This window comes from Variovorax sp. J22G73, assembly GCF_030317035.1.
Taxonomy (GTDB): domain Bacteria; phylum Pseudomonadota; class Gammaproteobacteria; order Burkholderiales; family Burkholderiaceae_C; genus Variovorax.
Map to the genome: position 1 here is coordinate 252,520 of NZ_JASZYK010000005.1, position 25,118 is coordinate 277,637.

General features: G+C 65.1%; 20 protein-coding genes and 1 pseudogene. 6 read left to right on the plus strand and 15 right to left on the minus strand.

The window, feature by feature from the left end:
• Positions 1-27: 27 nt before the first annotated feature.
• The 8 genes from QTI51_RS20630 to QTI51_RS20665 all read right to left on the minus strand — a co-directional run bounded on the left by QTI51_RS20630 (position 28) and on the right by QTI51_RS20665 (position 7,701).
• Positions 28-522, minus strand: coding sequence for a RidA family protein (locus tag QTI51_RS20630; protein WP_286515458.1), 495 nt, complete (start codon positions 520-522; stop codon positions 28-30).
• Positions 519-1,427: a PhzF family phenazine biosynthesis protein gene (locus tag QTI51_RS20635; protein WP_353506542.1), complete on the minus strand. Its 909-nt coding sequence runs from the start codon at positions 1,425-1,427 to the stop codon at positions 519-521. The genes QTI51_RS20630 and QTI51_RS20635 overlap by 4 nt, the downstream gene beginning before the upstream one ends.
• Before the next feature lie 18 nt (positions 1,428-1,445).
• Positions 1,446-2,486, minus strand: coding sequence for a Bug family tripartite tricarboxylate transporter substrate binding protein (locus QTI51_RS20640; protein WP_286515460.1), 1,041 nt, complete (start codon positions 2,484-2,486; stop codon positions 1,446-1,448).
• Positions 2,487-2,614: 128 nt separating this feature from the next.
• On the minus strand, positions 2,615-3,391 hold the full coding sequence (locus QTI51_RS20645) for a helix-turn-helix domain-containing protein (protein WP_286515461.1): 777 nt from the start codon (positions 3,389-3,391) through the stop codon (positions 2,615-2,617).
• A gap of 75 nt (positions 3,392-3,466) precedes the next feature.
• Positions 3,467-3,694, minus strand: a complete 228-nt coding sequence (locus QTI51_RS20650) for a hypothetical protein (RefSeq protein WP_286515462.1) — start codon at positions 3,692-3,694, stop codon at positions 3,467-3,469.
• Between the two features lie 706 nt (positions 3,695-4,400).
• The gene (gene galE / locus QTI51_RS20655; protein ID WP_286515463.1) at positions 4,401-5,429 is read right to left on the minus strand and encodes a UDP-glucose 4-epimerase GalE; all 1,029 of its coding nucleotides are present in this window, start codon (positions 5,427-5,429) and stop codon (positions 4,401-4,403) included.
• Positions 5,426-6,418, minus strand: coding sequence for a glycosyltransferase family 2 protein (locus tag QTI51_RS20660; protein ID WP_286515464.1), 993 nt, complete (start codon positions 6,416-6,418; stop codon positions 5,426-5,428). The genes galE and QTI51_RS20660 overlap by 4 nt, the downstream gene beginning before the upstream one ends.
• Entirely contained in the window at positions 6,412-7,701 is a 1,290-nt protein-coding gene (locus tag QTI51_RS20665; RefSeq protein WP_286515465.1) for an MATE family efflux transporter, read from the minus strand. The genes QTI51_RS20660 and QTI51_RS20665 overlap by 7 nt, the downstream gene beginning before the upstream one ends.
• A gap of 356 nt (positions 7,702-8,057) precedes the next feature.
• Here QTI51_RS20665 and QTI51_RS20670 point away from each other — a divergent pair, with 356 nt between their 5' ends.
• The 5 genes from QTI51_RS20670 (at position 8,058) to QTI51_RS20690 (ending at position 15,833) form a co-directional block, all read left to right on the plus strand.
• Complete coding sequence (locus QTI51_RS20670) at positions 8,058-9,155, plus strand: polysaccharide biosynthesis/export family protein (protein WP_286515466.1); 1,098 nt, start codon at positions 8,058-8,060, stop codon at positions 9,153-9,155.
• Between the two features lie 39 nt (positions 9,156-9,194).
• Complete coding sequence (locus QTI51_RS20675) at positions 9,195-11,420, plus strand: polysaccharide biosynthesis tyrosine autokinase (protein WP_286515467.1); 2,226 nt, start codon at positions 9,195-9,197, stop codon at positions 11,418-11,420.
• Positions 11,421-11,431: 11 nt separating this feature from the next.
• The gene (locus QTI51_RS20680) at positions 11,432-13,813 is read left to right on the plus strand and encodes a beta propeller repeat protein (RefSeq protein ID WP_286515468.1); all 2,382 of its coding nucleotides are present in this window, start codon (positions 11,432-11,434) and stop codon (positions 13,811-13,813) included.
• Positions 13,814-13,880: 67 nt separating this feature from the next.
• Positions 13,881-14,687, plus strand: coding sequence for a WecB/TagA/CpsF family glycosyltransferase (locus QTI51_RS20685; RefSeq protein ID WP_286515470.1), 807 nt, complete (start codon positions 13,881-13,883; stop codon positions 14,685-14,687).
• Between the two features lie 12 nt (positions 14,688-14,699).
• A complete protein-coding gene (locus tag QTI51_RS20690; protein ID WP_286515472.1) occupies positions 14,700-15,833 on the plus strand; it encodes a glycosyltransferase family 4 protein in 1,134 nt (377 codons plus the stop codon).
• On the opposite strand, the gene QTI51_RS20695 is transcribed toward QTI51_RS20690, so the two are convergent.
• The 5 genes and pseudogenes from QTI51_RS20695 to QTI51_RS20715 form a co-directional block, all read right to left on the minus strand.
• A complete protein-coding gene (locus tag QTI51_RS20695) occupies positions 15,830-17,119 on the minus strand; it encodes an O-antigen ligase family protein (RefSeq protein ID WP_286515473.1) in 1,290 nt (429 codons plus the stop codon). The two genes, QTI51_RS20690 and QTI51_RS20695, sit on opposite strands and share 4 nt — an antisense overlap.
• A gap of 273 nt (positions 17,120-17,392) precedes the next feature.
• Positions 17,393-18,059 (minus strand): annotated as a pseudogene (locus QTI51_RS20700) (transposase); the annotation flags it as partial.
• A gap of 308 nt (positions 18,060-18,367) precedes the next feature.
• Complete coding sequence (locus QTI51_RS20705; protein ID WP_286515474.1) at positions 18,368-19,780, minus strand: amidase; 1,413 nt, start codon at positions 19,778-19,780, stop codon at positions 18,368-18,370.
• A 24-nt stretch (positions 19,781-19,804) separates the two neighbouring features.
• On the minus strand, positions 19,805-20,599 hold the full coding sequence (locus QTI51_RS20710; protein WP_286515477.1) for a transporter substrate-binding domain-containing protein: 795 nt from the start codon (positions 20,597-20,599) through the stop codon (positions 19,805-19,807).
• Between the two features lie 74 nt (positions 20,600-20,673).
• A complete protein-coding gene (locus tag QTI51_RS20715; protein ID WP_286515478.1) occupies positions 20,674-21,363 on the minus strand; it encodes a GntR family transcriptional regulator in 690 nt (229 codons plus the stop codon).
• 269 nt (positions 21,364-21,632) lie between these two features.
• Here QTI51_RS20715 and QTI51_RS20720 point away from each other — a divergent pair, with 269 nt between their 5' ends.
• Positions 21,633-23,018, plus strand: a complete 1,386-nt coding sequence (locus QTI51_RS20720; protein ID WP_286515480.1) for an FAD-containing oxidoreductase — start codon at positions 21,633-21,635, stop codon at positions 23,016-23,018.
• A gap of 78 nt (positions 23,019-23,096) precedes the next feature.
• Here the strand turns inward: QTI51_RS20720 and QTI51_RS20725 are convergent, their stop codons facing one another.
• Together QTI51_RS20725 and QTI51_RS20730 are read right to left on the minus strand one after the other, a co-directional pair.
• Entirely contained in the window at positions 23,097-23,831 is a 735-nt protein-coding gene (locus QTI51_RS20725; RefSeq protein ID WP_116913153.1) for an amino acid ABC transporter ATP-binding protein, read from the minus strand.
• A gap of 19 nt (positions 23,832-23,850) precedes the next feature.
• On the minus strand, positions 23,851-25,110 hold the full coding sequence (locus QTI51_RS20730) for a M20/M25/M40 family metallo-hydrolase (RefSeq protein WP_286515740.1): 1,260 nt from the start codon (positions 25,108-25,110) through the stop codon (positions 23,851-23,853).
• Between the last annotated feature and the right edge of the window lie 8 nt (positions 25,111-25,118).

Below are 25,118 nucleotides of genomic sequence, written 5' to 3' on the forward strand. Positions count from 1 at the left end.
GGGTAGCAAGCCGGAGCCGACGCACGGTCACCCCATGCGCACCACGGCCTCCAGCTCCACCTCCACCCACGCGTCGTCCGGCAGGCTGCTCACACCCACCGCGGTGCGCGCCGGCGGGCGGTGGCCGTCGAAGGCCACGCCCAGCACGTTCGATGCGCCGTCCAGCACGGCGCTGTGCCGGCCGAAGTCGGCGTCGGCATTCACATACCCCCGCACGCGAACGATCTGCTCCACGTTCGACAGGCCTCCCGCCGCCGCCAGCAGGCCCGCGAGCGCCGACAACGCATTGAGCGCGGCCACCTCCGCGGCGTGCGTGGCCTCGAGGATGTCGCGGTCGTCACGGCAGCGCCCCGCGAGAGCACGGCCGTCGATGCGGCAGGTCTGGCCGCTCACGTGCACCCAATGCCTGTCGCCGGCTAGCGGCACCACGCAGGTGGGCGCGTAGTTGCCCTTGGGCGTGGGCGCCGGCGGCAGCACCAGGCCCACCGAGCGCAGGCGCTCCTCCGGGGTGAGCGCGCTCACAGCACCGCCCATTCGACCTGGCCGCTGAGCCAGCAGCCGATCACTTCGCCGTGCGCCCCGAAGCGCGCCTGCAGGTCGATGGCCGACGGGCTGCCCATGGCTTCGCCCTGGCGGATCGATGTGACCACCGGCGCGTCGGGCGTGCCGACCGGAATGGCGTCGGTGCTGCTCAGGTAGCCCCAGAGCGCGGCCGCGGCAATGCCCGTGGCCGCGTCTTCCGGGTAGCCCGAGGAGCGCGGGAACTGGCGGGCGGCAACGACTGCGGCGCCATCGGCGCCGGCTTCGACGGCGTAGGGGTAGAGGCCGGTCGAATCGATGGCCGCGCACGCGGCCTCCACCTGCCCGAGCACCGGCACCAGCGCATCGAGCGCGGCGATGTCGGGCAGGCGCACCAGCGTCTTCACGCGGCTGGTGGCGGCGTTGACGACCGGCGGGTTGCGCCCGGCCGGCTGCTGCGCGCCGAGCACCTGGCAAACGCGATCGCCGAAGTGCGCGTCGACCGCCGACAGCCTCACCTTCGGCTGCGAGATCCACACGCGGGCGCGTGGCGCGTCCCACCGGGCGTCGACCACGCCGCTCAGGGTGCGGATGCGCGCGGTGGGCGTGGTCCATTCGCCCCATTCGCGCAACGCCCACAGGGCGCCGACGGTGGCGTGGCCGCACATCTCCATCTCATGGTTAGGCACGAAGAAGCGAAATTTCCAGTCGATGCCGGGCTCGTTCGGCTCGAAGACGAAGGCCGACTCGTGGCCGTGGCGCCGGGCCACGCCCTGCATGTCGGCAGAGGTCATCCCCGTGGCGTGGCGCACCAGCGGCACGGGGTTGCCGCCCCGGGGGCCGTTGACGAAGACGCGGATGCCTGCGACATCGCGCGTTGGGGAAGGCTGCTGAGCGCTCATGTTCATGTCGGCGGGCTCCCTGCTTCAGTCCGCCGTGGCGCCGGCCGCCTGCGCAATGCCGCGCCAGAACGGCGCGTCGCGCGCCACGGTCGCCTGCATGGCCGCGGAACTGCCGGGGGTCGCGCTCACGCCCTTGGACGCCAGGTCGGCCGCCACGGTGCGGTCACTCAACACGGCGGCAAGCGCGCGGTTGAACTTTTCGACCACCTTGGGCGGCGTGTCTTTCGGAAAGGCGAAGCCGTACCACAGCGTCTGGTCGAAGCCGGGCACGCCGGCCTGCGCGAAGGTGGGCACGCCGACCAGCAATGCGTCGGGCGCCGTGGAGGCGATGGCGGTGAGCTTGTGGGCGTGGATGTAGGGCGCCAGGCCGACCGGGTTGTCGAACATGAACTGCACCTGGCCGCCGATGAGGTCGGTGTATGCGGGGGCCGCGCCGCGGTAGGGCACGTGCACCAGCGGCGACTTTGGCGCCTTCACGACATCCTTGAACTTCTCACCCAGCAAATGCGACACGGTACCGGCGCCGACCGACGCGAAGCTCGCGCCTTCGGGCCGCTCGCGCAGTGCGGCGACGAACGACTTCATGTCGGTCGCCTTCAACTGCGGGTTGGCCACCAGCACATAGGGCGAGGTGCCGATGAGGCCGCCGTAGGCAAAGTCCTTGACCGGGTCGTACGACAGCTTCTTGTAGACGCCGGTGCTCACCGCGTGCGTGCTGGTGGTGGCGATGCCGACCGTGTAGCCGTCGGGGTTGGCGCGCGCGACCATGCCCGAGCCGATGGTGCCGCCGGCGCCCGCGCGGTTGTCGATGACCAGTTGCTGGCCCAGCTGCTTCTGCAGCGCCACCTGCACCGAGCGCACCACCAGGTCGGTGCCTCCGCCGGCGGGGAAGGGGACGATGACGGTGATCGGCTTGGTGGGCCAGTCCTGCGCGAAGGCGTTCACGCCCGAAAGGGCGAGCAGCGCCAGCGGCAGCGCTGCAAGACGGGCGGCAAAACGGGGTGCGAAACGGGGTGCGAAACGGTCTGCGGCCACGCGGGCGGCACGCTGAAAAAGTCCATGCATGAATCGGCTCCAGGGGTGTGTGGGCCGATGCTAGGAAAACACCGCGCCGGGCACGAACCGGAACGCGACAGCGGCCGATCCAGGAAGCGACAAGCTTCGAGAGGCCGCCGGCTCAGCGCTTCAGTGCCTCAATGCGAGATGGCGCGCAGCAGCCGGCCGAGGTGCCCGCTGCTGGCAAAGCCGAGCTGCAGGCTGGCCTGCGCGAGCGTCTGGCCCTGCGCCATCAGCTCGCGCGCACGCGCCGCGAGCAGGCGGCGGCGCACGTCGATGGGCGAGGCACCGAACTCCTGCAGGCAGGCGCGCTGCAGCTGCCGCTGCGACACGCCCAGCTCGCACGCGACCGCGTCGACCAGCGGCACCTGCTGGTCCCACTCCAGCGCGAGCCCGAAGCGCCGCACCATGCGCTGCCCGAGCGACGGTGGCGCGGCGTCGGGCAGGAGCGGCAGGCTGCGCCCCATGGCGATCTGCATGACGATGGCGTCGACCAGCGGCTCGGCGCTGCGCGGGTCGAGCGTGGCGGACACCAGCGCGTCGAGCATGGCCAGCGTGGCGCCGTCGAGGCGAAACGCGCCGAAGCTGCCACGGCCCTTGAGCACTTCGGGTGCGAGGTAGAGCTCGCCGTGGCGCTGCTTCTGCGTGCTGGCCCGGGTGTTGTGCGCGGTGGCCGCCGGCAACAGGACGGCCATGGAGCGCGACAGCTGCGCGCTGCCGGTACGGTCGGCCGCGGCGCCCGACGGGTCGTCGATCCACGCCGTCTTCAGTCCGCCGGTCTGCGGCCACAGCAGCATCGCGCAGTCGTGCTGGTGCCAGTCGCAGTGGTAGCGCGACTGGCCGCTGTAGCGCAACGCGAAGCCGCGCGGCGCGGTCAGCGCGAGCTTGGGGGACAGATGGGCACGTGGCGTCACGGGGCGGCCTCCAAGGCGAAAGAGGGCAGGTGCGGGCGGATGAAGACGGGCGGGCAGTCGATGCCCGGCTGGCGATTATCGGACGCCGGCCGCCGGCAGTATGGGAAAAGCGGTCGTTCTGAAGCTGCGCACTAGCGCCTGCAGGGTGCTCGCGCGCAGGGCGTCCCAATGCATGCCGTCGCGCAAGAGTTCTTCAGGCGCGCCGGCGACCTGCGCCATCGCGGACCCGCCAACGACGAGCGCGGCATCAATGTCGCCCAGCGCCGCCGCCTCGAGCAGCGCGTGCAGCTCGTACTCGATCATCTGCGTGATACATGGCCGTCTAGCACGCGCTTGCCCACAGGCGGTCATGCATGACCTCTGGCTGCGGGGCTGCGCTGGCCACCGTGGGAGACGCCAGCCGGACCGTCTTGAGGCGATCAACTTCGCGCATCGACATGGTGATAGTTGCCGTGGGTGTGGCCATCGCCATATCTCGGAGCCAAAAGTTGATCGGGGCAACGATGCGACATCTAAATTTTGGCCAAAACACGACATTACTAATCAGCCGCTACGCAGCTAAATTTCATACAATGAATCTTATGTTAACTTCCAAATTCATTTGTCGTCGGCGAAATTGACCGATCTGTAGCTAGCAGAACATAAACAATTTGGTTGTCAACACAACTCTCATTGCCTATTTTGAGAACATCTCGCATCTGCCCTGGCTTGTTGGGCCTCGGGCACGCCGCGACACTCCGACCTCATGCTTTGTTGGCTTCACTCTGATAACGCCAAGAGCCGAGTTGTGGACACTGGAGAAACGGCTAGGAAATTAGCGCGTCAATTTGCTGTGGCGTACCAACCTGTCACCCACTAGCCGCCTGCAGCTCAATGAACTCGAAAATGTCACCCAACGGAGAGCACTGACCGGCTCTGCTTTACTTCCCCCCGCCGGCAGCACGCAGGACATTGTTGATGCTGGCGAGCTGGTTTGGACATACAGCTCCTCAGCGCTGATTCGACCTCGTCAGATGAGTTCTCTCCGGCTTTGCCGAGCTTGCTTCGATGCAGCCAACTGCCAACTCCACGCGTCGCGGCAAATCTGGTTGATGTCTCGCGTTGCACGCCAACCGAAGTGAACGTGCGCACGGGTCACATCCGCGAAGCTCAAGGCGACGTCTCCTGGTCGACGACCTACGATTTCATAAGGTACCGCATTGCCGCTCGCGCGCTCGACCGCGGCCACCATCTCAAGCACAGAAGTTCCTTTACCCGTACCCAGGTTCACTACGATCCCATCGTTCGACGACGCCAGATAGTCCAGCGCTGACACATGGCCTTCAGCAAGGTCCATGACATGGATGAAGTCGCGTACACCAGTTCCATCGGGTGTCGAGTAGTCCCCGCCAAAGATGCGAAGCAGAGGACGGTCTCCTGCAGCCACCTGCACGACGTAGGGCATGAGATTGTTCGGGACTCCATTGGGCCGCTCGCCGATAAGTGCGCTTTCGTGGGCACCGGCAGGGTTGAAGTAGCGCAGCTTGGCGATGCGCCAAGAAGAGTCGGCTCGTGAAAAGTCATCGAGCATCTCTTCCACGAACAGTTTGCTGCGCCCATAGGGGCTGGTTGCGCCACGGGGCATGTCCTCATTCACAGGCATGTCCCCTGCCTCTCCGTATACCGTGGCTGAAGAAGAAAACACAAAGGTCCAGCATTGCGCGCGTCGCATGGCCTTCAGCACACAGAGCGTCCCGGTCACGTTGTGGCTGAAGTAGTCCAGAGGCAGTTCGACAGATTCGCCAACTGACTTGAGTCCAGCAAAATGAAGTACCGCCTCTATAGGTCGGCTCGCGAACAACCAGTCGAGCAAGGTCGCATCCCGGATGTCGCCCTGCACTATCTCAGGCCTGAACCCGAGGATATGCGCGAGGCGGTCGCCAACGCCGGGATCGCTGTTCGAGAAGTTGTCGACGATGACGAACTCGCGGCCCGCGCGGGCCAGCGCGACACACGTGTGCGAGCCGATGTATCCGGCACCTCCCGTCACGAGAATCATGAGAGCCCCCCGGCGCCGGTGATGACCCGCGCGCCCAGTGGCTCACGGGGATGCACGCGGCGGCGCAGCAAGCCCGAGAGGAGTCCCCAGGCGCCCACGTTCCAGTAGGTGAAGGAGTAGATGCCCAGGCGAAGAGATCCGCGACGGTATGCAAGGAAGGCAACGGGAACCAAGACCAGCGGAAACAGCGCGAGCGGCTGCCAGATGCCGCTCAACACCAGCAGCACCCACCAGCAGATGACGGCGGTCGCGTTTCGCAAATGGCTGAGCCGACGCACCACGACGCCAAAGTGCGCCTGTCCGAGTGCGGCCCGCAGCACTTCGCCAGCGCCGCGTGTATAGCCCGAGCGAATGCGCCGACGCATGAGCGTGTAGCCGCCGATGGTATGTCCGAAGTGGTCGACCGCCGTGCGATCCAGCCGTGCAAGCCGCCAACCGGCGCTTTCGAGTCGGGCTGCCAGATCGAACTCTTCGAATGCGTGCAGATTCCGGTCTGCAAAATATCCGATCTGCCGGATCGCCTCGACGCGGTACAGGCCGCCTCCGTCGAGTCGGTCGACAAAGCCAGGCCGTCGATGGCTTTCGGCATGCGCGGACCTGACCCGAATCTGGAACTCCTCACCTTCGACGATGCGTTCGTTCACATGGCCGCCGACTCCCGCCACCTGCGCGTTGGCCCGCAGGAAGTCGATAGCTTCTGGCAAGAACGTCGCATCCAACTCCATATCCGCGTCCTGCAAATAGAAAAACTCCGTGTCGACATGTTGGAACGCGAGTTGCGCACCGGCGCCGCAACAGCGCTGCGAGTGGTCGGCGAGTTGCACCACCCGCACCGGGTATTTGCTGGCGATCTCCAGCGTCCGGTCGGTGGAGCCGCTGTCGGCCAGCACCACGACGCCGTCGAACGGGGCCACCGCGCGCAATGCATGTTCGAGGGCGGCTGCGATCCTCGCCTCCTCGTTGAGCGCCTTGATTCCCACCGTCACCATGAGCCGTGCTCCTTGGCTGGCGCATTGCCAGCATTGCCTGTTCCGCGTATCCACGTACCCACCGCGCGCCAGATCCAGGCGGCGATCAGCAACTCCCCGAACAAAATCCCGGCGATCGACCAGAGCGGGCCTTTCAGCCAGATGAGGGCCGTCACCGCCGCAATGGAGCCAACAGACGAGATGACGCTGGCCCATGCGAGCACCCGAAATTCTCCGGCTGCCTGAAGCAACACGCCGTGCGGCGTGCGGGCGGCGCGCACGCCGGCGACTGCGAGCCAGAGTGCCGCGCTGGCCGCGATGACTGAGAGGTCGTAACGCTCGGGGAAAAGCAGCCTCGGTGCGAAAAGGAACAGAAGCGCAGCCGCTGACGCTGAGGCCACCCACGTGGCGATGAGCGCCCACTGAAAAACCCGCAACGATCCGATGGCCGATCCGCGCGCACCTGCGCCGATCTGGCGCGCCATCTGCGCCCGCTCGAACTCGGTAAGCGCGTTAATGACCACGCTGATTGGCCGGATCAACAAAGCGCTCGCGGCCAGAGGGGCGAAGGCGGTCGCGCCAAAAGCAAAGGTGACGATGTACACATGGGCGTTGGCCGTGGCTTCGGTGGTCAGCACGCCGAGCAGCGACCACCCGGAATGCTGGCGCCAGATGCGCAGGTAGCCAGGCAGGTCACGCGGCCTCAGGTCCGCGAACTGGCTCCGGAAATAGCTGCCCCCGAACGGCAGCAGACCGGCGACAGCACTGAGAGCGAGCGCGCCGAACGCCGCGGCAAGTGCGTGCTGCGGGGCCATCCACACGGCCACGACGCCCAAGAGCAGAGCCGCGCTGTAGGTGATGTCGGAAGCGGTGGTGCGGAGCGGAAAACCCAAGGCATATGCATGCGTCCTGGCAAACCATCGCAACAAGGAAGAAGCCGCGAAGCCGGCGCACAGGAGCGAGGCGTCCCACCCTACTCCGACCGCGAGCCCTGCCGTTAAAAACACGGTGGCAGAAACGACTGCAGCGAGCCCATTGGCGGCGAAAAGCGATCTGACGTCGCCGTCACGAGCGGCGTGGTCTTTCATCGACATCAGCAAGGGCAGCGGAGCACAGAAAAGTGCGCCCGTGATTCCTGCTCCGAACTGAGTCGCGACCAGCAGAAACGAAAACGCCCCGAAAGCCTCCGCACCTAAAGAGTGCAGGAGCACCACCGACAGCGCGAACTGGGCGCCGGCCGAAGCAACAGGGCCGGCTGCGGCGAGGAGGTAGCGCGAAATCCTGGAGTCGAGCAACGGGGGCATGGACGGGTCCAACCGTGGTCAAGGAGGCGCCTCTTGGCTGAAGATCGGCGCGATAGTACATCCAAACGTTTCACAAAACGAATGAAACGCGTACATTATTCCTAATACTGCGATTAGTTCGGCGTTCTCGCACGACGTCTCAGTGAACATACGCTCCAAAGCACTGTTCTGCTGAAATGTCTTCAAAATGTCAACTAATAGGTTACTGAAAGCGGCGAGTCACGATAGATTCGATGGCCGATTCAGTGGTCGATGGACAGATCCACGCTTGTGGCAACCGGCCAGCCGCCCGGCGCGCACGCACCGCTACCGCCAATCCAGGAAGGAACGTCTTGCTCTGCACAGCCCGCCTTTTGATGATCATCTCCACGTCGTGCGCGATGGCGGCCTGCGCGAACATGGAGTCGGGGATGCGGATCGGCAACGGCGAGCGTCCGACAACGAGCGACACCGCCCAGGTTCAGCCTATTGTCCAGATGATCTCGCCCCAGCTCATTGCGCGGGAGCAAAGCGCGCGAGACCTCGCGGCGAAGCAGGATGTCAGCGAGTTCGTCAAGGCGCCGGCCTCGTACGTCATCGGCAAGGGTGATTTGCTGTCCGTGCTCGTCTGGAACTATCCCGAACTCAACATCGCGACAACCGGCGCGCAGGCTTTGTCGAGCACCAACGGCGCGCAGACGCCAGCCGCCTACGTGGTCGATCAAGACGGCCAGATCCAATTTCCCTACGTAGGCAGCATCGAGATGGCCGGCCTCACCGAGACACAGGCCAGGGACAAGCTCTCTGCCCGCCTGTTCAAGTCGATCAAGAAACCAGATCTGACGCTGCGGGTGCTGTCGTTCAGAAGCAAGAAGGTCTATGTTGACGGAGAGGTGAAGACACCCGGCAACCAGGCGATCGACGACGTCCCCATGACGCTGCTGGAGGCAATCACGCGTGCCGGCGGCCTGCTTCCCATGGCCGACCAGAGCGCGATCGCCGTCAGCCGGGGAGGTGTGACCCGCACGATCAACTTGCCGCTGCTGGTGCGCCAAGGCATCAGTCCTTCGTCCGTTGTACTGGCCAACGGCGACGTCGTTCGCGTGCGCAGCCGCGACGAGAACAAGGTCTACGTACTGGGCGAAGTCAACGCACCAAAGGCCCTGCCGCTCGTGGATGGTCGCATGTCGCTCACGCAGGCACTCGGTGAAGCCGGAGGGCTCAACCAGTTGAGCGCCGCGGGCACACAGGTCTACGTGGTACGCAACGCCAATAGCAAGACGCCCCTGGTCTACAACCTGGATGCGCAGTCACCTGTCGCGCTGGCGCTCGCTGACGAATTCCAGCTCACGCCGCGCGATGTCGTCTTCGTCGACGCCTCCGGGCTCGCCAGATTCAACCGGATCATGTCGCTCATCCTGCCGAATGCAGCGAGCGCTACTGCCTCCTACTACAACGTCAACACGACGAAATAGGTCGCACCGGCCGATGAACTCAATGACCGGACTCCGACAATGAAGCGTTCCTCTCAAGACGGCGGCGCTCGGCCGCAGCCTGCACGCGATCTGCTTGACCTGGGTCATGTCGCGCGCGTGCTCTGGCAAAGCAAATGGATGGTGGGCGGCATCACGGCCTTGGTTTTCGCGGCCGGCTGCATCGTTGCGATGCTGGTGCCGCCCGTCTACCAGGCAAACCTCCTCATCAAGGTCGACCTTGGTGATGCGGCCCCGAAAAATTTGCCGGCCAATCTGTCGGGCCTGTTCGAGCTCAAGACAGCAGCGACGTCCGAGCTCGAGCTGCTGCGCTCACGCGCCGTTGTGACGGGAGCGGTTGAGGCGTTCCGCCTCTACATCGAAGCTGCACCGAAGCGCTTGCCGGTGGTTGGGGCGTACGTGGCGGAACACAATCCCGAACTCTCAGAGCCGGGGCTGTTCGGCTATGGCGGCACCACCTGGGGCAGCGAGTCGATTGCTGTGCAACGGTTCGACGTGCCGGCGTCCATGACGAAGAAGGCCTTTGTCGTCCAGGCCGAGGCGCCAGGGACCTACAACCTTCAGTATGGTGGTCATGTCTATGGGCGCGCCCGCGTGGGCGAACAGCTGCAGCTGCAGATTCCCGAAGGGGAAGTCATCCTGAAGATCGACGAAATCCAGGGGCGCCCCGGCGCGGAGTTCGTGCTGAAGAGAACGTCCAGGGTGGACGCCGTCGAGAAGCTACAGAAGGCACTCGTCATTGCCGAGAACAACAAGGCCTCCGGCATCATTTCGGTCAGCCTGCAATACCCTGAGGCGAACGCAGCAGCGGCCATCCTGAACGAGATTGCACGTCAGTACTTGCAGCAGAACGTCAGCCTGCGATCTGAAGATGCCGAGCGATCGCTCGCCTTCGTCGAGAGCCAGCTCCCAGGCCTGAAAACTTCGCTCGAAACCGCGGAAGCGCGATACAGCGCATTTCGCAATAACAGGGGCACAGTCGATGTCGCAGAGGAAGTCAAGGCAGCGCTCCAACTGTCGGTCCAGTCGCAGGTCCGCATGGTCGAACTGCGCCAGCGGCGCGACGAACTGCTAACGCGCTACCAGAGCGAGAACCCCCTTGTCGAGGCAGTCAATCAGCAGATCCGCACGGGCGCGGCCGAAATCGCCTCACTGAACGAGAAGCTGAAGAAAATACCTGCGACGGAGCAGGACGCCGCGCAGCTGACCCGAGACGTCAAGGTCAATACGGATCTCTACTCCTCGTTGCTGGCAACGGCTCAGCAACTGAGGCTGGCCAAGGCCAGCAGCATCGGCAGCGCCCGGCTCATCGACAGCGCCGTGATCCCCACCACACCGGTCAAACCCAACCGCAAGCTGATCGCGGCAGCAGCTGCCGTGGCGGGACTGCTGGTGGCGATGTTCACTGCACTCTTTCGGAATTCCTTCATCAACACCATCGACGACCGCGACGAGTTGGCTCGAGCCATCGACCTGCCCGTCACCGCCGTGGTGCCGCACAGCGCCTTGCAAGTACGCCTGCTGAAGGCTGCGACGCGCAAGGACCCTCGGTTGCACTTGCTGGCGGAAAACGCGTCGGAGACTGGCGCCATGGAAAGCCTGCGGACATTCCGCACGGCGATCGACTTCTCAATCCGCAATGCGCCCAACAACATCATCGCCATCGTCGGCCCGACGTCTGGGGTAGGCAAGTCGTTCGTGGCGGCGAACCTGAGCGCACTGATCGCCAGTTCTCGCAAACGCGTCCTGCTGATCGACGCTGACGTGCGAGGCGGCACCCTTCACCAGTACTTTGGACGCGAGCGCGCGGGCGGACTGGCCGAGGCCATCACGTCAGAAATGAAACTGGAGGACGCCACGCAGCATGTCGCTGGGACGATGCACTTCATGTCGACCGGCAGCTTGCGCACCCATCCAGCCGACCTGCTCGCCACGGATGCGCTCTCGCTCGTGCTCAACGAGCTGTCCAGTCGCTTCGACTACGTGGTGATCGACACGCCCCCTACTCTCCCGGTGGCCGACGCGCTCATCATCGCGAAGCATGTCGGCCTGGTTTATTGCGTGGCGCGCCGCGGCGTGACGAGTGTCCGGCAGCTGCTTGAAACGCAACAGCGATTTCAGCAAAGCGGCACCCCCCTCACCGGGCTCGTGTTCAACGACGCAAAGCCGACCGACGTGGCCTATGGCGCCTCCTACCGAAGCGGCCCAGTCAAATCCCCACTGCTGCTCGGCACCGAGCGCGCCTGAGGCCTGCCAGCGTGTGCGCCCTGTCGACGCTAACTGCCAGCGCGCGCGTCACGCTGCGCTGTGCACTTACGTGGCTCGCCGCGTCGCTTGCACGTGTACGCGCAGCTGCATGCCTGGGCCTGCTGTCGTGCTGGGCGGTCGTGCCGGCGTTGGCCGACATCTCGGCGCCCGAAAGCTACCGATGGAAGCCAGTAGCAATCGGTGGTGGCGGATTCATCACAGGACTCAGCGCGGACCGCACAGGCGCCACGCGCGTGGCACGTGCCGATGTATACGGCGCCTATCTCTGGTTGGCCGATCGGAACCGCTGGACTCAACTGGTGACCGCATCGAGCATGCCGGCAGACCTGCACTTCCAGAATGCCGCCAATGACGGCGTCTTCGAGGTGGTGGTGGCGCCCTCGAATCCCGAGCGAATCTTCATGGCGTTCAAAGGCCGTGTGCTCCGCTCTGATGACCGAGGCGCGCGGTTCGTCAAGACAGCACCTCTGGGCTCGACCGCTGTCGAGTTCGATCCCAACAGCCCCTATCGCGACAGCGGGCCTTTCATGGCAGTGGACCCCGCAAACGCCGACCTGGTCCTGTTCGCCACACCCGCAGGCGGCGTCTGGCGATCGACCGATGCCGGCGCGCATTGGCAACGGGTGACGCTGCCAGCAGGCAGAGCGCCCCCCACAGCTCAGCCGGCAGCAGGGGGTGGCTGCAGCGTGCTCTGGTTTGCTCCCGATGCTGGGTTGCAGGCCAGCACCGTGTGGGCTGCGATACCAGGCGAAGGCGTGTATATCTCCCGTGACAAAGGGGCTAGTTTTTCGCGCCTGCCGAACAGCTCGGAAGACAGCCCCCGTCAACTCGGCCAAGGTGCCTTCGCGCCAGACGGCACCTTCTTTGGCGTGGACCGTACTTCGCGCTCGCTGTGGCGCTACCGGGATGGCGCCTGGAGCCAACTCTCGAACACAGCCGAGCTACCTGCGCTCGCGTTCACCACTTTGGCCATTGATGATCACTCGTCGCATGTGTATGTGTTCGATGAAGGTGGTCGCAGCTTTGTCTCGCGCAATCTGGGCAGCCGTTGGAGCGAGCTCAAACATCGCTCAGAGGTCGGCGTGGGCGATCCTCCTTGGTTGCACGTGAGCAACAAGTCCTATTTTGCGATGGCGCACGTGCAGTTCGACCCCCGGGTGCCCGGCCGGCTCTGGGCTGGCACGGGCACCGGCGTCTACTACGCGGATACTGCCGGCACGCCGAAGCGCATCCAGTGGGTCAGCCAGACCCGCGGAATCGAAGAGCTCGTGGCCAACGATGTCATCAAGCCTGCAGGCCGGGCAGCGGTTTTCGCCGCATGGGACTTTGGGATTCATGTAAAGGGCGATCTCGACACCTTCTCCACCGGATACGGTCCCAAGGAACGCGTGCTGATCGCGGCACAGCAGGTGGCGTGGTCGCCGGCCGATCCCCTCTTTCTAGCAACCAATGCCTCCGACACCCGCACTGGCTGCTGTTCGGGTGACGGCGACGCGGTGTTGGCCGGCTACAGCACGGACGGCGGCCGCAGCTGGTACCGATTCGCCAAGCTGCCTCAGCCGCCAGGTACTGCGCCGTCCGACCCCTGGCGCATGTCTTTCGGCTCCATCGCCGTGTCCGCAGGGGACACCACCAACATCGTTTGGGCACCTTCGTTCAATCGTTCGCCCTACTATTCCAGAGACCGCGGCGCCAGCTGGTCGCGCGTGACATTGCCCGGTGAGGTTCTACCCCTGACAGGTTCGCACTCTGCGTTCCATTTGCACCGCAAGACGTTGGCGGCCGATCGCGAGCAAAGCGGCACTTTCTACTTGGTGCATAGCGGCGACGGCTACAACGCCGCGCTGGCGGGTTTATGGGTGTCCGACGACGGCGGCGCCCGATGGAAGCGCGCGTTCGTGGGAGAGATCGCGCCGTACAGCACCAAAAGCGCCAAGTTGCGGGCTGTGCCTGGCCATGCTGGTCACCTCTTTTTCACCTCGGGCGTCTACGGCCACTTCGACACACGCTTGCGACGCTCGCGCGACGGCGGCGCTTCGTGGTCCGCCCTCGACGGCGTCGACCAGGTGGAAGACGTAGCGTTTGGACGCGCCGCCGCGGATGCGGCCTACCCCGCAATTTTTCTTGCTGGACGTGTGGCCGGCCGCTATGGCATCTGGCGCTCCGTCGATGACGCCCGGCGCTGGCAGCGCGTCGGTGGCTTTCCCGTCGGGTCACTGGACCAGGTGACCGTGATCGAAGGCGATCCAGACCGCTTCGGCCGCGTCTATCTCGGATTCAAGGGCTCGGGCTGGGCCTACGGTGAGCCGTCGCCCTGCACCCCGGTGCCCTACCAGTTCGCAGCCAACGACGAATGTGTGGCGGTCCAGTGACCGCGAGCCTTCTTGACCCCGCGCGCAAGGGCACTCCAGCCTTGCGCGCCTCACCCACAGAACTCAGATGCTAATTTCAGAAAGCCTGGTGGTCGGCGGCATCGTCACCATACGGCGAACCCGCACGCAGATGGCCGTTCAGATGCTCGCTGACCACAGCGAGGTCGCGCGAGGACACCTGACGCATCCACGTGTAGTGACATCGTCAAATGGCTACGTCATTGCAAGATTCCATGCTGAACCGTCGTTCAGGCGTCTGATCACTCAGGCGGACATCGTCGATGCAGATGGCATGCCGCTCATCTTTGCCACGAAGCTGCTGTGCAAGAGTCCGTTAGTTGAACGCGTGGCAACCACGGACTTCATTCACGACGCAGCACAGGCAGCGATCAGGAATGACCTGAAGTTCTATTTCCTGGGCGGTAAACCCGGCATCGCGCTTCGCGCGGCAGACAACCTGCGCGCCATCCATGATGGGCTCGACATCGTTGGACTGCGGCACGGGTACTTCAAGCCAGAAGAAGAGGAATCCATCTGCGAAGAAATCCGCGCGCTGGACACGGATGTACTCTGGGTCGGGTTGGGCAGCCCATATCAAGAAGCTTTCGCCATTCGCAACCGCGAGCGGCTGAAGGGGCTCACCTGGATCCGTACCTGCGGCGGCCTGTTCGACCACTGCGCCGGCACGGTCACGCGCGCGCCCCAATGGATGCGGCAAGCCGGACTGGAATGGCTGCACCGCGCAATGAAGGAACCCGTGCGACTGGGAGGGCGCTATCTGGTTACGAACCCGCTAGCCGCCTACCACCTTCTCACGAAGACGTACGACACCAGTTCGCAGCGGTTTCGCCGCCTCAAGCACTACCGCCACTGAAGAGACCACGCCATGTCGAAGCCCTCCATCGTCTTTCTGACCACGCACTCGTCCAAAGGCGGGACGCTCGACTACATCTTCGCGCTGAAAGCGCACTTCGATTCTCTGGGCTATACGTGCTCGATCGTGGCGCTGAAAAAAGGCGCTGACCACGATCCCCGCCCGCAGATCGAGGTGCTCAGCGCGGGCGGTGGAGCGATGTCATTGCTGGGCGCGGCAAGTCGCTTTCTGCGACTCACCCGCCATCGCAAGTCCAGCGTCGTCCTCGGTGTGATGCCTTTGGCCAACGTACTGAGTGCCGTGGCTGCCACGGTCTGCCGAGGCAAGGCTGTCGCCACGCACCACAACCCGTACGTCACTCACGGCAGGGTTGCACGGGCGCTGGACAGAATGGCGGGAGCCGCCGGCATGTATGCCAGGGTTTTCTGCGTGTCAAACTCGGTCGCGCAATCGTTCGACAAACATCCCACGCGCTATCGGCAAAGTCTGCGTGTGATCCGCAACGGGGTAACGCCAATCAGTGCATCGAGCCATGCGCCAGAAGTCATCAGGCGCCGCTTCGGCGTGCCGCTGCATGGTGCCATGGTCCTCATGCTGGGTCGCCTTTCCGAAGAGAAAAACGTCTTGGGTGTGATCGAAGCCATCGTTGCGGTAGATGGCGTCCAGTTGGTCTTGGCCGGCGACGGACCGCAACGCGAGGCCTGCGAGGAATTGATTCGGCGCCGCAACCTCGGCGAGCGCGTCCATTTGCTTGGAACGGTGAGCAGGCCCGATGTCGGCGAGTTGCTGCATGCCGCCGACGTGTTTGTTCAGGTCAGTTTTTACGAGGGCAACAGCTTGGCGCTGTTGGAGGCCGTATCGGCACGCGCCGTCCTCGTGGTGAGCCGCGTGCCGGCGCAAGTGGAAGCTGTCGGACTGCCGGATGGGTCGTCGGCAGCGGTGCTTTGCGACCCTGCATCGCCTCAGCAGATTGGTGATGCCATCCGCAGCGCTGCCTTCGATGAGACGCTACGTCAACAGCTGCGCAGCCGAGTTGAGAAGCTTGGGAGCATGTACCCGTCCGTCGAGGAAATGCTTTCGACCTACGCATCGGAAATGCGCATGCTCGATGGCACGACGAGCCACCGCGACTCTTTCATCGGTTAGGCAGTCGCTCCAGCCAGCGTGTCCGCAGGCGCCGATGCCGAACGTGTCTCAACAGCCAGCAACGCGATGGCGAGCATCAGGAACACGTGCACCGCCGCATCGCGGTCGAACAGACTGGATTCGGTGAGGTTGTGCCCGACACCAAACACCACGAGCGCTGTCAGCAGGCTGCGCCTCGAACGGTCCAGACCGGCGTCGGTCAGCAATACCCGCATGGGCGCAACGATCACGGCACACAGCGCCAGCAAAAGCCCGGGAAGTCCGATCTGCACGACCAGGTCGAGGAACCCGTTGTGCCCGCTGGTGATCTGGGCCACCCAGCCTCCGGTGTATGCAGCGATAGGCTCAGGGAACCCGATGTTCCAGAAAGATCCAAAGCCGGAGCCCAGCAACCAGTGTTCACGCCAGAACTGAAAAAGAGGTGGCCAGATCTGGACCCGGCCGGTGAGCGTGTCTTCGCGAGCAAAAGGCGCGACGATGTCGGCCCAATATGCGGGGACGATAAAGGCGATCAGCAGGACCAGCACCGCTCCGACCGCTAATAGCACATTGCGGTAGCGCACGTCGTACCTCAGCGATACCAATCCGACCACCGCGCTGGCTGCGAGCAATGCCATCGAGGTCTTCGACTCTGTTCGGAAGAGGAAATAGCCAGCAGCGGCAGTGACCGTCCACCGGACGATGGCTCGGACCTCCCGCGCGTCCAGCAGGAAGAAAAGGACAGTGAGCGAGCAGGCAGCGCCGGCAAAGTTCTTTTGCTGCAGAACACCACGCCAGGCGCCCACGACGCTCGGGTCCGCCTCGGTGGCCTGATGGATCGCCCAGTCCGGCCAACCCACCACAGCCACGTAATTCGCCAACAGCACCAGCACCATCAACACCCTCACCAACTTCAGCGTTCGCACAAAGCCGCTTCGATCGACCAGCAGGAACGTGCTGACAACGACGATGACAGTCAGGAACAGCCGACGCGCGCCGACCGATGGGTTGATGGCCCATCCGATGCTGAGAGCGCACCACGCGAGCGTCAAAAGAATGCTCACAGGGATGACAGACAGACGCCAGGGAACGCCGACCGGTCTTCCGCAGACGAGTGCTATCCCGAAAATCGAGATGTACACCAGCTGGCGAAACAGGTTCCCCTCCCCTGCCGCCTCAACTCCAGCAACCGACCCATCGGTGAAAACTGGCGACAGTACCGCAAACGCCAAGAGACAGAACAACGCAAGACTTGCGAGTAGGTCTGTCCTGATGTGGAACGGAGTGGAAGAGTGTTCGTTGTGCATTGGCGATGCTGAGCTGATCGCGAGCTACGCATCGTTCAGATTCTATTTTCGGAACACTCACGCACGAGATAAAAATATCGACGCGGAGCGCGTCACCGGGCTGGACGCTCAAATGCTGGCGACAAACCCTTGGCCTAGGAGTCCGCGCGGCAGAAGTTTCGCGGCGCCCTCGACAGAACCTGCGTAGCAGGCAACTGCCGCGAAGCTACGCAAGGCTGGAGGGCGAGGCGGTGCTTGGGGCGAGGAGCGCGCGGGTATGTGGCGATGCCGATCTCAACCGGCCTGCAGGGTGCACCTTCTTCGCAGGTTCAAGGCCAGGCACACGAGCTTCCATTCGGCCGCGACGCGATGCAGGCCTCGCAAGCTGAACTGGCGGAACCCACGCACGGTCTTGATCCATCCATCGGGCGGCTCGGCGATCCACTTGCGCTTTCGATATGCCGCATTGCCCTGTTCGCTGCAAGCAGGGCCGCCATCTGCGTCGTGCGCGGGTTGCGCTTCGGATCGAAGCGCAGTTGCGGCTTGTCTTCTCGATCCAATGAGACGACCAACTGAGTGCCGCAGTCGGCCTGTACCTCGAACACGCGCTCCGAGCGGTAACCCGTATCGGCCAGCACTTGCTGCGGCACCTGTGCCCGCCGCCGGCGCGCTTCATGATGCGGCTGTCGGGATCGGTGAAGTTGTCCTGCGTCTTGTCTTCGGGCGCGCCGAATTCGCGTTTGTAGCGCCCGCCTCTTGGCTTGTCGTCGGGGTCGCGTCCGCGTTCGAGTTCCGCCTCGCGTTGGCGCCGCTCCAGTCGGGCACGCGCCTGCGCGATGGCATCCAGACGATCCTGTCGGCGCACGATCTCTGCCGGGATATCAAGCTCCGGCTCATTGCGTTCGGCTTCATCGGTTGACTTCGCTCGAACGAACACGGCTGCGATCTGTGCCTTGAGTTCGCCCTCCGCCTTGACCATGTAGCCGTAGTTCATCGCCTGTGGCGCCCGGCATTGGCCTTGACCGTTCTCGTGCAGTTGGTTGCTCGAGCCACCGGCCTCGCAGCGTGCATGGAATGCGCTCAGATTCAGCCCATAGATCGCATCACCGACAAAGTAGGCCAGGTGCCCTTCGGGTACCCAATCCTGCAACGCCTCGCGCAGGAGCATCTGCTGTTGCGATTCATAGGGTTCATAGCTCATCTGCCCAATCTATCCGTAGGGCTGGCTCTCAGCCATCGCGGCGCGCCGAGGTTCTGCCGCGCAGACTCCTAGATCCCGGTGCTCCCCTGAACGGACGACCACATACGCCCCCACGGAAATGCGCTTTCGTACTGCAGCGCCAGCGCCATCAATTCGGCGTCGCGGCCCGACGCTGCAACCAGCTGGAAACCCGCAGGCAGTCCCTCGACGCTGGCGCTCGGCAATGCAATTGCCGGCAGGCCCGCCGCATTGGCGAAGGCCGTGAACACCGCGTGCCCTCGCGGGCCCACCGCCAGGCCGCCAATTTCACCGGGATGGCTCTGGTCGCACGGCCAGGGCAGCGCGGCCGTCGCGGGCGTGAGGATGAAGTCGTACTGCTCGAAAACGGCGTCCAACTGGCGTTGCAGCTCGCGCACTTCCGACAGCACATCGAAGAGCGCGGGCGCGCCCAGCGCGCTGCCCGCTTCGCGGCTCGCTCGCGCGGCGGCGCCGCAAAGGGACAGATCGGGCAAACCGTGCGCGCCCAGTCCGAACTCCGGCCATTGCCGCGCGCGGTCCAGCATCCAGGCAAGGCCGGCGTTGGAGAGCATCGGCCACACCGCGTTGATCGATTCCGACCAGGCCACGCTCGGCGCCTCCTCCACCGCATGCCCCAGGCCGGCGAAACCCTGTGCCGCTCGGCGCACCGATTCCGCGATGCCCGGGTCGACCGGGTGGGCACCGAACCGCGGCACGAAAAGCAGGCGCGCGGGGTGCGCGGCCTTCGCTTGCAAGCTCGCGCCCGAGATGGCTTGCGCCAGGTGAAGCACGTCCTGCACGCAGCGCCCGATGCCGCCGACCACTTCGTAGTCGAGGAACATCGCGGGCAATCCCCCCTCGCGCCGCACCAGCCCTGCGGACGGCTTGAACCCGACAAGGCCGCAATGCGACGCGGGCCGGCGGATCGAGCCGCCGCCGTCGGTGGCCAGCGCCAGAGGGCCGATGCCCGCGGCCACGGCCGCCGCGGCGCCGCCCGACGATCCGCCGGGCGTCAGCGCCGGGTTCCAGGGGTTGCGCGTGGTGCCGTGCAGTGCATTCGACGTGACCCCCTGCATCGCGAACTCGGGCAGGTTCGACTTGGCGAACAGCACCGCGCCCGCCGCGCGCAGCCGCGCCACCGGCAACTCGTCATGCGGTGCGACAAAGCCCTGCAGCAGCCGGCTGCCCCACGACGTAGGGAGTCCTTCGACATGCAGGTTGTCCTTCACGCTCACCGGCACGCCGTCGAGCGGGCCGAGCGCCCTGCCCTCGGCCCAGCGCTGGCCGCTGCACTCCGCCGCACGCCGCGCCCCGGCCGTGTCGCGCGCCACTAGCGCGTTGAGAACCGGCTCGCAGGCATCGGCGCGCCGCAGGCAGGCCTCCAGCGCATCCACGGGCGTGAAGCGACGCTGCGCATACCCTTCGGCCAGTTGCGTTGCGCCAAGGCGCCACAGATCGCTCACGTCGAGTGACCGTTTGCCGACCGCTTATTGGGGAAGGTCGCCCGCCGGCCGGCCCAGCCACTTGACGGACAGCTTGTCGAGCTCGCCGTTCTTCTTCGCCTCGACAAGAATCTCGTTGACCTTGTTGCGCAGGGCATCCTCGCCCTTGGCCACGCCGATGAAGTTCGGCGAATCCTTTAGCACGAACTTGAACTCGCTGCCAAGTTGCGGGTTCTTCGTCATCATCGTGCTCGCGACCTGCGCGCTCGTGGCCACCAGCTGGACCTGGCCCGCGACGAAGGCAGATATGGTTGCGTTGTTGTCCTCGAAGCGCCGCAGCTCGGTCGAGGGCGGGGCCACCTTGGTCAGCTCCGCGTCGTCGACCGACCCGCGCGTGACGGAGATGGACTTGCCGGCCAGCTCCGCGGGCGTCTTGACCGCCATTGCCTTGGGGCCGAAGACGGCAATGAAGAACGGCGAGTAGGCCACCGTGAAATCGATGACCTTCTCGCGCTCCGGATTGCGGCCGAGCGTCGAAATCACCAGGTCGGCCTTGCGCGTCTGCAGGTAGGGAATGCGGTTGGCGGTGGTCACCGGCAGCAGCTCGGCCTTGGCGCCCAGCTTGGCGGCGACGAGGCGCGCTACGTCCACGTCCAGGCCCTGGGGCGTCATGTCCGTGCCGACCGAACCGTAGGGTAGAAAGTCGGTGGGCACGGCGATCTTGATGGTCTTGCTCTTCGTGATTGCATCCAGCGCGGTCTGCGCCTGCGAGGTGCTCGTGGCGAGCAACGCCAGTGCGGCAAGCAGGCCAAGGGAAAGGCGGCGTGGGGTGGGCGTCATGGCGTTCTCCAGGGTTTGAAAAAAGGCGTCGAAAAAATTCGGGGGGTCGAGCGACTGAACCATCGAGCGATCGGTCAGGCGAGCGCGGTCATCGGCTCCAGCGCGCGGCGGAGCTCGGCCAGCGGATCGGGTGCGGTCTCGGCCGGCATGCGCAGCTTGAGTTGCCAGGTCGACAGATGGGACGAGACGAGCTCCTCGGCCAGCGCCATGTCACCGGCCTCGAGCGCGTCGACGATGGCGACGTGCTCGCCGAACGAGTGCGAGGCCTCTTCGTCCGACTGGTAGCGCGAGGCGATCAGCATGGTGCGCGCCGTGAGGTCGCGCACCGTGTTGGCGAGCACGGTGTTGCCCAGGCATTCGGCGAGGCACACGTGGAAGTCCCCCAGCAGGAAGCTGCGCAGCCCGGCATCGACGCCGCCCACGGCGGCACGTTGTGTCTTCAGGTGTGCGCGCAGCTTTTTCAGCGCGGTGGCGCCCGGCAGCTTCGCGCAGCGCATGAGGCCGGTCTCGATCACCAGCCGTGCGTCGAATGCCGCTTCGGCTTCCTCGAAGGAAAGCTCCACCAGGTACCAACCGCGGCGTGCGCTGGCTTTGACGATGCCGCGCACCGACAAGGTGGTGAGCGCCTCGCGCACCACGGCGCGCGGGGCCGCGAAGAGTTCGCACAGCGGCTGCTCTCCCAGGCGGGCGCCGGGGGCGAGCTTGTTTGCGAGCACGGCCTTGACGATGCGTTCGCTGATGTCGATGGCTGACGGTATTGGCATGCATCTGGTCAAGCAGATCCCGTGCCAACTGATTCATCAGTTTGATGCACCACTTTGGCATGCCCCCACAGGCACACGTCTGCCTCGTTGGCCACCGTGGTGTTCCGTGTGAACCGGCCCCGAGCCTGCGTCCACGCCGATGTGCGCCTCCATACCGAAATCCCCCTCCGTCGCAAAAGTGAGGGAAGATTCGGTGCGGTTGAGCCAGAGCCACGACGAATCCTCCGAGGCAGCAACTCAAGGTCTTCAGAAAACGAAGGAGAGACACGATGCCCGAACGAGCAGTGGACGCAATCATCATCGGCGCCGGCCAGGCGGGCCCCTCGCTTGCCGGGCGTCTGAACGCGGCGGGACAAAAGGTCGTGCTGATCGAGCGCCATCTGGTTGGCGGCACTTGCGTCAACACGGGTTGCAAGCCCACCAAGACACTCATTGCCAGTGCCTATGCGGTCCACACGGCGCGCCGCGGCGGCGACTATGGCTTCAGCGTTGCGGCGCCTGTCACGATGCACATGCCGGCAGTGGCGGCCCGGGCGCGCAAGGTGATCCTCGATTCACGCAAAGGCAACGAAGATTGGCTGGCGGGCATGAGCAATGTCGAGCTGGTTCGAGGCCACGCCCGGTTCGTCGACAAGCACGTCGTCGAAGTTAATGGCGAGAGACTCGCAGCGCCAAAGATCTTCATCAACGTCGGCGGACGCGCGGTGGTTCCCGACCTGCCCGGCGTCAACGAAGTTCCCTTTCTGACGAACACCGACATGGTTGCGCTGGAGTTGCTGCCGCGCCACCTGGTGATCGTGGGCGGAAGCTACATCGGTCTCGAGTTCGCACAGATGTACCGCCGGTTCGGCGCCGAGGTCACGGTGGTGGAGCGCGCGGACCGCCTGATCGCGCGCGAAGATCCCGATGTATCAGAGACGGTTCGCGAGATCCTCGAGGCGGAAGGCATCGCGATACGCACCAGCGCAGACTGCATCAGCTTCAAGGCGCACGAAACAGGCGTCTGCGTTCACGTCGACTGCAGGCAGGGCGAACCTTCGGTGGTCGGCTCCCACGTCCTTCTTGCGATGGGCCGGCGCCCCAACACGGACGACCTCGGCCTGGCACAGGCGGGCATCGCCGTCGACGCTCGTGGCTACATCACTGTAGACGACCATTTGCAGACCAACGTTCCAGGTGTCTGGGCATTGGGCGATTGCAATGGCCGCGGTGCCTTCACGCACACGGCATACAACGACTTCGAGATCGTCGCCGCGAACCTGCTGGACGGCGACGATCGACGCTTGAGTCAGCGACTGCCTGGCTACGCGTTGTACATCGATCCCCCGCTTGCGCGGGTCGGAATGACCGACGCGGAAGCGGCGAAGAGCGGACGGCAACTCCTGTATTCGAAGCGGCAGATGACCCGCGTCGGCCGCGCGGTTGAAAAAGGCGAGAGCCAGGGATTCATGAAAGTTGTCGCCGATGCCGACTCCCGGAAAATCCTGGGCGCTGCCATCCTGGGAACGGGCGGAGACGAAGCCATCCACGGCATCCTGGACATGATGAACGCAGGCCAGACGATCGACACGCTGCGCTGGGCTGTTCCGATTCATCCGACGGTGTCCGAGTTGATTCCTACCGTCCTGCTCGATCTCGACGCGAAAGGTCCCTGACGGACGAAGGTCGGTGACCGCCTTGCCGCCATGGCATCGGCGACCTGGTGGCAAGGCGACGCTTTGAAAACCTCGACGTCAGTGCTGCAGGATCTTCGAAAGAAACTGCTGCGCGCGGTCGGAGCGTGCCGACGGATTGCCGAAGAACTCGTCCTTGGCGCAGTCTTCCACGATGCAGCCGCGGTCCATGAAGATGACGCGGTTCGCCACCTTGCGCGCGAATCCCATCTCGTGCGTGACGCACATCATCGTCATGCCCTCGCGCGCGAGGCCGACCATCACGTCGAGCACCTCGTTGACCATCTCGGGGTCGAGCGCCGAGGTGGGCTCGTCGAACAGCATCGCGACAGGGTCCATGGCCAGCGCACGCGCAATGGCCACGCGCTGCTGCTGGCCACCCGACAACTGGCTCGGAAACTTGTGCGAATGCGCGCGCATGCCAACGCGCTGCAGCAACGCCATGGTTGCGGTGCGGGCCTCTGAGGCCGAGCGCTTGAGCACCTTGACCTGCGCGATCGAGAGGTTGTCCTCGATCGACAGATGCGGAAACAGCTCGAAGTGCTGGAACACCATGCCGACGCGCGCGCGAAGCTTGTTCAGGTCGGTCTTGGGGTCGCCGACGGACACGCCGTCGACCGTGATGCGTCCCTGCTGGAAAGGCTCCAGCGCGTTGACGCACTTGATGAGCGTGGACTTGCCCGAGCCGGAGGGCCCGCAGACCACCACCACCTCACCCTTGCGGATGTCGGCGCTGCAGTCGGTCAGCACCTGGAAGGCGCCGTAGCTCTTGGTGACGTGGCTGATTTCGATCATGGCTTGGTTCCCGTGCGCCTCAGCGCGTCAACAGGTGGTGCAGCGTGTTGGCGACCACGCGGGTGGCCTTGCGCAACGCGTCCAGCGGCACGCGCTCGTCGGCGCGGTGGCCGTTGGCTTCGAGCAGCGACTCGGGGCCCGCGCCGTACATCACGGTGGGAATGCCCGCTTCGCTGTAGAGGCGCGCGTCGGTGTACAGCGGCACGCCGATGGGCGTGACCGGCTTGCCCATCACTTCGCTGGCCTCACGGCACACCAGCGCGGCCAGCTCGGCCGCACCCGGTGCCGGCGCGAACGGGCGGGCCAGCAGGATCTGGCGGATTTCCACCGAAATGCCGGGCAGCGCGCGGCAGGCCGACTCGATCACTTCGCGCAGTTCGGCCTCGACGGCCTCGGGCGATTCCTCGGGCACGATGCGCCGGTCGATTCGCAGGCTCAGTGCGTCGGCCACCACATTGGTGTTGATGCCGCCGGCGATGAGGCCGACCACCATGGTCGGGTGCGTGATGCCCGGCGTGCGCGAGGGCCGGTCGGCCAGGCCGTCGCGGTAGCGGTACAGCGCGGGCAGCAGCGTGGCGGCGGCCTCGATCGCGTCGTGGCCGGTGTCGGGCCGCGCCGCATGCGCCGAGGTGCCGCGCACCGACACCTCCAGGTGCAGGCAGCCGTTGTGCGCGACGACCACGTGGTGCGAGAAAGCGGCGGAGAGCACGAAGTCGGGGCGGCTGAGGCCTTTCGACAGGATCCATCCGGGGCCGGTCACGCCGCCGGTTTCCTCGTCGTAGGTGAGGTGCAGCTCGACCGTGCCGGCCAGCGGCGTGCCCGATGCGGCCAGGTGCTTGAGTGCGCGCATCGCGAATGCGTAGGTCGTGAAGTCCGACTTCGACACCGCGGCGCCGCGGCCGTACAGCCAGCCGTCGCGCACTTCGCCGCCATAGGGGTCGACGCTCCAGCCGGCACCCGGAGGCACCACGTCGCCGTGGGCGTTGAGCGCGATGACGGGGCCGTCGCCGAAGCGTTCGCGAACGATCAGGTTGGTCACGCTGCGCATGCCGTGCGCGGCGGCGTACTCGGCGGGCACCGCATGGCGCTCGACCTCGAAGCCCATGGCCTCGAGCAGGCGGGCGGTGAGCTCGGCATGCGGTGCGCAGTCGCCGGGCGGGTTGTCTGAAGGGCAGCGCACCAGCTCGGTGAGCGTGCTCACCTGCTCGTCGAAGTGGACGTCGATGAACTGGCGCAGCGAATCGCGCGCGGGGCTGGAGGCGGGAGCGTTGTCGGTCATGTCGGTCG

Excerpts from the sequence above, each read along its gene's own strand:
- QTI51_RS20635 (WP_353506542.1), bottom strand. The coding sequence starts at position 1,427 with ATGAACATGAGCGCTCAGCAGCCTTCCCCAACGCGCGATGTCGCAGGC.
- galE (WP_286515463.1), bottom strand. The coding sequence starts at position 5,429 with ATGATTCTCGTGACGGGAGGTGCCGGATACATCGGCTCGCACACGTGT.
- QTI51_RS20730 (WP_286515740.1), bottom strand. The coding sequence starts at position 25,110 with ATGACCGACAACGCTCCCGCCTCCAGCCCCGCGCGCGATTCGCTGCGC.
- QTI51_RS20670 (WP_286515466.1), top strand. The coding sequence starts at position 8,058 with ATGATCATCTCCACGTCGTGCGCGATGGCGGCCTGCGCGAACATGGAG.
- QTI51_RS20675 (WP_286515467.1), top strand. The coding sequence starts at position 9,195 with ATGAAGCGTTCCTCTCAAGACGGCGGCGCTCGGCCGCAGCCTGCACGC.
- QTI51_RS20650 (WP_286515462.1), bottom strand. The coding sequence starts at position 3,694 with ATGATCGAGTACGAGCTGCACGCGCTGCTCGAGGCGGCGGCGCTGGGC.
- QTI51_RS20685 (WP_286515470.1), top strand. The coding sequence starts at position 13,881 with ATGCTAATTTCAGAAAGCCTGGTGGTCGGCGGCATCGTCACCATACGG.
- QTI51_RS20720 (WP_286515480.1), top strand. The coding sequence starts at position 21,633 with ATGCCCGAACGAGCAGTGGACGCAATCATCATCGGCGCCGGCCAGGCG.
- QTI51_RS20725 (WP_116913153.1), bottom strand. The coding sequence starts at position 23,831 with ATGATCGAAATCAGCCACGTCACCAAGAGCTACGGCGCCTTCCAGGTG.
- QTI51_RS20710 (WP_286515477.1), bottom strand. The coding sequence starts at position 20,599 with ATGACGCCCACCCCACGCCGCCTTTCCCTTGGCCTGCTTGCCGCACTG.
- QTI51_RS20715 (WP_286515478.1), bottom strand. The coding sequence starts at position 21,363 with ATGCCAATACCGTCAGCCATCGACATCAGCGAACGCATCGTCAAGGCC.
- QTI51_RS20660 (WP_286515464.1), bottom strand. The coding sequence starts at position 6,418 with ATGGTGACGGTGGGAATCAAGGCGCTCAACGAGGAGGCGAGGATCGCA.
- QTI51_RS20695 (WP_286515473.1), bottom strand. The coding sequence starts at position 17,119 with ATGCACAACGAACACTCTTCCACTCCGTTCCACATCAGGACAGACCTA.
- QTI51_RS20665 (WP_286515465.1), bottom strand. The coding sequence starts at position 7,701 with ATGCCCCCGTTGCTCGACTCCAGGATTTCGCGCTACCTCCTCGCCGCA.
- QTI51_RS20690 (WP_286515472.1), top strand. The coding sequence starts at position 14,700 with ATGTCGAAGCCCTCCATCGTCTTTCTGACCACGCACTCGTCCAAAGGC.
- QTI51_RS20640 (WP_286515460.1), bottom strand. The coding sequence starts at position 2,486 with ATGCATGGACTTTTTCAGCGTGCCGCCCGCGTGGCCGCAGACCGTTTC.